Origin of the sequence: uncultured Campylobacter sp., from assembly GCF_938045595.1 — a bacterium.
Taxonomy (GTDB): domain Bacteria; phylum Campylobacterota; class Campylobacteria; order Campylobacterales; family Campylobacteraceae; genus Campylobacter_B.
Genome location: NZ_CALIBB010000273.1, coordinates 1 through 6,317, shown reverse-complemented (window position 1 = coordinate 6,317; position 6,317 = coordinate 1). Strand labels below are relative to the sequence as shown.

Below are 6,317 nucleotides of genomic sequence, written 5' to 3'. Positions count from 1 at the left end.
CACCGCAAAAATCAGGTAGCCGAAGCGTCTTGCGGGCGCAGAGCTAAATTAACTATTTTAAAGCCAAGATCGAGCGCCCGCAAGCGGTCTAGGTCACGCTTTAAAATTTAGCCAGCAATTTAAATTTAGCTCCGCTTCGCGCGCGCCGACGCATTTTATCTATACTTAATTTTTAACTGCGTCCGCCGATTGATCGAGCTGCTCTTGGCGCAATAAAATTTTAAAATTTCATCGCCAAGCACGGCGCATAATTAGGATTTAAAAGTAAGCGCGGCTCAAATTTCATAAGTTTAAAATTTTAAAGCGACATGCAATTTAAAATTTCAGGTCTCTCAAATGCTAGCCGGTGCAAAATTTTGCGCAAGCTCAAAATCCGCGCTAGGAGATTTCATGCCGCCGCAAAATTTCTAGATCACAACTCCGCTCGGTAGAATTTTTGGCGGTGCGGGCGCAAAATCCGCGCCCGTGCGATCCCACACAGATCAGACCCGCCCAAATTTCTATACCGTGCGCCAAGACCCATAATCTAATCTCGCTACAAGATCGCTTGCGAAATAGTGCAGTATCCTTAGTCGCATAGCGCAGCCTTGCTCACTGCGTGGTCGAGGTCCGTAGCTGTAGTGCGAAATGGCGTGGAATTCTTTGTTGCGCGGTCGAAGTTCTCAGAGCAAAAAAGGCGCGGTATCCTCTACCGACGGTGCGAGTTTATAGTCTCTAACTCGCACCTTAAAATTCCGCTTCAAACTCATTACTTAAAATTTCGTCTCAAAAAATCACGTATGAGAAATTCCGCTTTATCTTTACGGCTTAAAATTTCGTACGGATTGCACCGAGCAAAATCTCGTCACTGCGCGACGTAATCTTAAAATTTCAGCGGTGAGCTCGTAGCGATATTAAATTCTGCTTCACTATTACGACTTAAATTCTATCACAAGCCCGCAGATTTAAAATTTTACTTCAAACGACGCCGTGAAATTTCTACCCTCCCTAGATACATATCTCTCGGTGCCTGCGCCGCTCGCACTTAGCGGCGACGCTATATCTTTGCCGATAGCAATCCTCGCACAGGGCGCCTGCCACAGCCCATAGAAAATAAAGTGCGCCTCTTTCGTAATCGTAGCCTCTAAAAAATTTTAAGCGACCGCAAAATTTTAAAATTTAAAAGCAGCCTTCGATTAAGCCGATTTTTATAAATTTGGATTTGCTTTGTAGCAGCGCAATCTGGTGAGCAAGGCGCAACTATAAGTTACGCAGCTAGCTTTACGTCAGCTGCTTAAACATTTCGATCTGCTCCTTCGTAAGCTCGATCAAATCATCGTTTGCGTATTTAAGCGATGTCTCCAGGCTTGCGATGAGCTCCTTACGGACGAAGCTCACGCTAAAAAGCGTCGCCCAAAATCGCGCTCCGCTGCCAGTGCTCGGATCCTCCAAGACCGCTCTAATCGCAGCTACCGCAGCAGCATCGTCCGCCGCACCTAGCACCTCGTCCACGAGCGGATATTCACCTGCGCCGTCGCCCTCGTTTAGCGAGCGCAAAAGCGGCTCAAGCGCCTCGTCGCAGGGATTATCACGCAAAAACTCTCGTACCGCACGAAACTCTGCCACGAGCTGATCCGAAAGCTGCGCAGGCATCGGCTGATGAAGTCTCAAAAAGTCTAATGCCGTTTGCTTGTCCATAAAATTCCTTTTAAATGATATGCGCGATTGTAGCTAATTTTGGATTGCAAAGAGATAAATTTACTCTAATTTATCAGTCATTTCCGTCATAAATTCTCAATAATCTTAAATAATTAGATAGTGATTTTGTAGTGGCTTTTAGGGGCGATTTTCGATGGGCTTTGCGGATTACGAAATAAAATTCCAAAATTTTATCCAAACAAAAAAGCCCCCGCGAAGTGCAGGGGCTTACAAGCTTGATCTGTTTAGTCCGGCAAATTTAGCAGACTAAGAAGGATTATTCCTCGATCTTACCGGTTTTGATGCGGCGCTCATAGATTTCGCGCATCTCTCTGATGTCGTTTTTGACCTCGAATACGCCGTGCCAATGCGAATAATCAGGTCCGCCCATTAGCGCGCCTTGGCGCATTCTGCGACCCTCGTGGTGCCAAGAAACATAGTAGATTCGCTGGAACGCATCCGCCCAAGGATCGTCTTTTAGAAGTTTCTTTTCCTTAAGCTCTTTTAGCATCTTAGTTGCTTCGTCGTTATAAACATTGTATAAAAGCACCTGTTTATCGCCCATCTCGAAGAAATTATTCGTATGGGTGCTTGCGTGGCACTCTTTGCATACTTGCTTCATCTCGGCACGCGCTGCCTCAGGACCGTTTAGGTTACCCGCCAAAGGATTGCCGACGTTTAGTTTGCCGGTATTTAAAAACTCGCTTACCGCAGTCTCATTACCGCCGGTGCGTAGATTGCTCTTAGGCTGCCACAAATTCCACTTCAAGCGTTGAGATACGTTGTGAGTGGAGTTTAGATCGCCCACACCGCCGCTCATATGGCAGGTTGCACATGTAGGAGCGCGGTAATCAGGAACTGCCCAAGTACCAGGAGCGCTATCGAATTTCCACTCATTGCCTTCAGCGTTAAATACGTGTCCGTGCATTGAGTTATTGTAAATTTCGATATCCGGATGATCAGGTCCTAAGTGGCAAGATGCGCAAGCAGCAGGCTTACGAGCTTCAGCAATCGAAAATTTATGACCAGAATGGCATGATTTGCATCCGCCTACGCTACCGTCCGGATAAACCGTACCGATGCCGTAAACGGGCCAGGTCTCTTTGGTAGGCTTGTTATGCTCATCCATTTTAACGACGCTACCGTGGCATTGAGAGCAGCCGGTAATATCAGGTGCATGTTTAAGATCAGGGATATCACGTCCTTCGTAGTGATACATTAGATCAACCATTCCTTTGTTGGCTTGCATTTGCATAGCGCCTCTTGCGTGACCGCTGTTTTCAAACTCTTTAACCTCGTTGCTGTGGCATTTGGCACAGGTTTTTGGGCTAACTAGCACCGAAATATGATTGTCTGTGTCTTTCGGATGCGGCTCTTTAGCTGCCATAGGGCTATCTGCTGGCTGCGAGTGGCAGTCGGTACAGCTAACGCCTACGTGAGCGTGGCGGCTCATCTTCCAATCCGCAACGACGCCCGGAGTTTTTTCGGCATGGCACTCGACGCAGCGTCTAGCTAGCGGCGTAAGCTGCCTATTTACCTTTAAATTCTTCGTAAGACTAACGTTTACAGAATTGCTTACGTTCGCGTCCGACGCGGACATATTCGCATGCTGCGCGGGCATTTCTGCGAATGCAAACGATGCGATACAGGCTATTAAAATAGCGACTTTTTTTAGCATTGCTTCTCCTTTACTTGGTTTTGTTATTTTCTCGGTTGTATTTATCCCAATATTTGGTGATCTCTATACCCATATTTTTGTGACCGACGTTTTCGTGGCACTGCACGCAGGTTTTGCCGGTAGTGCCCGCGAAATAATCCCTATGCGCGAGCCAGGCTTTATTTACTTGATTATTCTGCTCTTTTAAATTTCGATGGCAGCTTAGACAGCCGCTTTCATAAACGAAATGATTTCGCTCCTTACGTTTTTCTTGCCAATTGATCTTATCGGCATCGGTAAAGACCGTCTTGTAGACATCATTTGCGGAGGTTAGAGCTTTGGTCCAAAGATACATAAAGGTATTTTCATGAGAAACGTGACAGGCGACGCAATCGGCCTTGAAACCTTGCGGGTTATTGCCGCCGTGAACATCGTTGTGAAATGCGTTTGCCATCGGCTGCATCGTATGACAGGATACGCAGAATTTATCGGTGCCCGTAAGGTGAACCATCTCCGCAATCCCAAGAGAAAGTATCATTCCTATAAGCACACAAGCGCCCACGAGCAGCACAAGAGTTTTCTTTTTCATAGGTTTCCTTGATTTTAAAATTTCTTCGCAAAATTTTTAGTATTTGATAATTCGGAAAGCGATATTTTATTATAAAAAGATTAAAAACCGCTTATTTTCTAGCCTTTTGTTAAAATTTATTAAATGAAGATAAAATTTTAAACTAAGTTTTTAGTTTAACGGAATATAATCCATTAAAATTTCAATACAAGGAGAGATCATGAAAACGATCCAAGCGGATGAAATTACCAAAGTAGTCAGCGAGCTTTGCAAAAAAGCCTGTTATCACGTCACGCCAGATATGCGCGCGGCATTTGAGAAAGCGCGCGAGAACGAGACTTCGCCTATCGGCAAAGATATCTTAGGCAAGCTCTTGCAAAATGCCGATTTGGCGGCAAAAGAGGTCGCGCCGATCTGCCAAGATACCGGTATGACGGTGGTTTTTGTCGAACTCGGTCAGGATGTGCATATCGAGGGCGGATATTTGGAGGATGCTATCAATGCAGGCGTTGCGGACGGCTACGTAGGCGGCTATCTACGCAAATCCGTGGTCGCAGAGCCGCTTTTTGAGCGAAAAAACACCACGAATAATACCCCTGCGGTCATCAATACCCGCATCATCCCCGGCGACAAGCTTAAGATAAAAGTAGCTCCGAAGGGCTTCGGCAGCGAAAACAAATCGGTGCTAAAAATGCTCGTTCCTGCAGACGGCATCGAGGGGGTAAAAAAAGTATTTTTAGAGGCGGTTAAATACGCTGGTCCTAACGCTTGCCCTCCTATGGTCGTAGGCGTCGGTATCGGCGGCACGATGGATAAGGCGGCGCTTTTGGCCAAGCAAGCCGCGGTTCGCTCGATCGACAGCAGAAATCCCGACGAGCGCTACGCCAAGCTAGAGGATGAACTACTGGAGATGGCGCGCGCTACGGGCGTCGGTCCGCAGGGTTTGGGCGGCATAAACACCGCCGTTAAGGTAAATGTAGAGTGGTATCCGACCCACATAGCGGGGCTTCCGGTCGCCGTTAATATCAACTGCCACGCGGCTCGCCATGCCGACGCCGAACTATAAGGAGGAAATCATGTCAGAAGTTAAAAGAATTACCGCACCTTTCGATAAAAGCGTAGTAAAAAGCCTAAAGGCGGGCGATAACGTCCTAATCAGTGGCACCATCATCGCAGCTCGCGACGCCGCACACAAGGCTCTAACCGAAACCCTCGCTCGCGGCGAGAAGCTACCCGTAAACTTAGCGGGCGAGACGATATATTATCTGGGACCGACCCCTGCCAAACCTGGTCAGGCAATCGGTGCTGCAGGACCTACGACTAGCGGACGCATGGACAAATACACTCCGACGATGATAAACGAGGTAGGCATCAACGGCATGATCGGCAAGGGCTACCGCAGCGACGCCGTCGTCGAAGCGATGAAAAAATCTGGCTGCGTCTATATGGTCGCTATCGGGGGCGCCGGCGCGCTAATCAGCCAAAGTATCAAAAAATATGAAGTGCTAGCCTACCCTGAGCTCGGCCCCGAGGCGGTCGCGCGACTTACCGTCGAGGACTTCCCTGCTATCGTAGCGATCGACAGCGAGGGCAATAACTTCTACGAAGTAGGACAGGCGCCTTATAGAAAAATTTAAATTTTTCTAGCGGCGTTTATTTCGCGAAATTTTACGGTGCGGCGCAGTGAAATTTTATAGCGAATTTAAATCGCGCCCGTAAAATTTTATCTCTCTTACGGCACGGAATTTTAAAATTTCGTGCCGCTTAAATTTCTACCAAAATTCCGACTTTGCTTCATTTAGACGATCCGCCACTAAAATTTAACCGCAAATTTACGCAAGTCTAAATTTTAAAATTTCGTCGTCGTTCGTAAGCGAATTTAAAGCTCGCTAGCGCCATAATCGGATTTAAATTTTAGGAGGGGCGATTGAGCGCGAGCGAGCTGGAGAAGATCAGACTTGGGCTTTTGTATAAGGCGAAAAGAAATACGATCTTCGCGGCGGCGTGCATACTCGGCTACGGCGCGTTTTCGGTATGCAAACTACGCGACAGAGGAGGCATGGCGGATTTGTTGCCGCTTATAGGATTATTCGCGGTTGTTCTTATAGTAGCCGTTTTGTGCGATCAGGCCTCCATAAAAGCTACGATAATCCAAGCTGCGGGTCTTTTTATAATATGCCTATTTTTAGTTGATTTACAAAATCGCCCCACGATTTCCAAATATATCTTACTCGCGATTATAACTTTAATCTTGGCTGCTTCGAGCTTATTCGTATTGTTTAGAGGCTTTAAACAAGATTATTCGGTAAAATTTCAGTGCGCTTTTAAAGAGCACTATCTAATGCCTTATTTCAAGGCGTTCGGCTATCGATACGATATTGGAGGCAGTATCGATCCCGCCAAACTCAAGCTCTC

General features: G+C 46.9%; 6 protein-coding genes. 3 read left to right on the top strand and 3 right to left on the bottom strand.

The window, feature by feature from the left end; genetic code table 11:
• Positions 1-1,260: 1,260 nt before the first annotated feature.
• From Q0340_RS10685 to Q0340_RS10675, 3 genes are all read right to left on the bottom strand, one after another.
• A complete protein-coding gene (locus Q0340_RS10685) occupies positions 1,261-1,677 on the bottom strand; it encodes a hypothetical protein (RefSeq protein ID WP_291940165.1) in 417 nt (138 codons plus the stop codon).
• A gap of 277 nt (positions 1,678-1,954) precedes the next feature.
• The gene (locus tag Q0340_RS10680) at positions 1,955-3,355 is read right to left on the bottom strand and encodes a multiheme c-type cytochrome (RefSeq protein WP_298083288.1); all 1,401 of its coding nucleotides are present in this window, start codon (positions 3,353-3,355) and stop codon (positions 1,955-1,957) included.
• 10 nt (positions 3,356-3,365) lie between these two features.
• Complete coding sequence (locus Q0340_RS10675; RefSeq protein ID WP_298083287.1) at positions 3,366-3,923, bottom strand: NapC/NirT family cytochrome c; 558 nt, start codon at positions 3,921-3,923, stop codon at positions 3,366-3,368.
• 199 nt (positions 3,924-4,122) lie between these two features.
• Between Q0340_RS10675 and Q0340_RS10670 the strand changes: the two genes are divergently transcribed.
• The 3 genes from Q0340_RS10670 to Q0340_RS10660 form a co-directional block, all read left to right on the top strand.
• On the top strand, positions 4,123-4,968 hold the full coding sequence (locus Q0340_RS10670) for a fumarate hydratase (protein WP_298023346.1): 846 nt from the start codon (positions 4,123-4,125) through the stop codon (positions 4,966-4,968).
• A gap of 10 nt (positions 4,969-4,978) precedes the next feature.
• Positions 4,979-5,539 carry a Fe-S-containing hydro-lyase gene (locus Q0340_RS10665; RefSeq protein WP_040303892.1) on the top strand — a complete coding sequence of 187 codons (561 nt, stop codon included), beginning with the start codon at positions 4,979-4,981 and terminating at the stop codon, positions 5,537-5,539.
• A gap of 290 nt (positions 5,540-5,829) precedes the next feature.
• On the top strand, positions 5,830-6,317 hold a 488-nt coding region (locus tag Q0340_RS10660), incomplete at its 3' end, for a hypothetical protein (protein ID WP_298083286.1).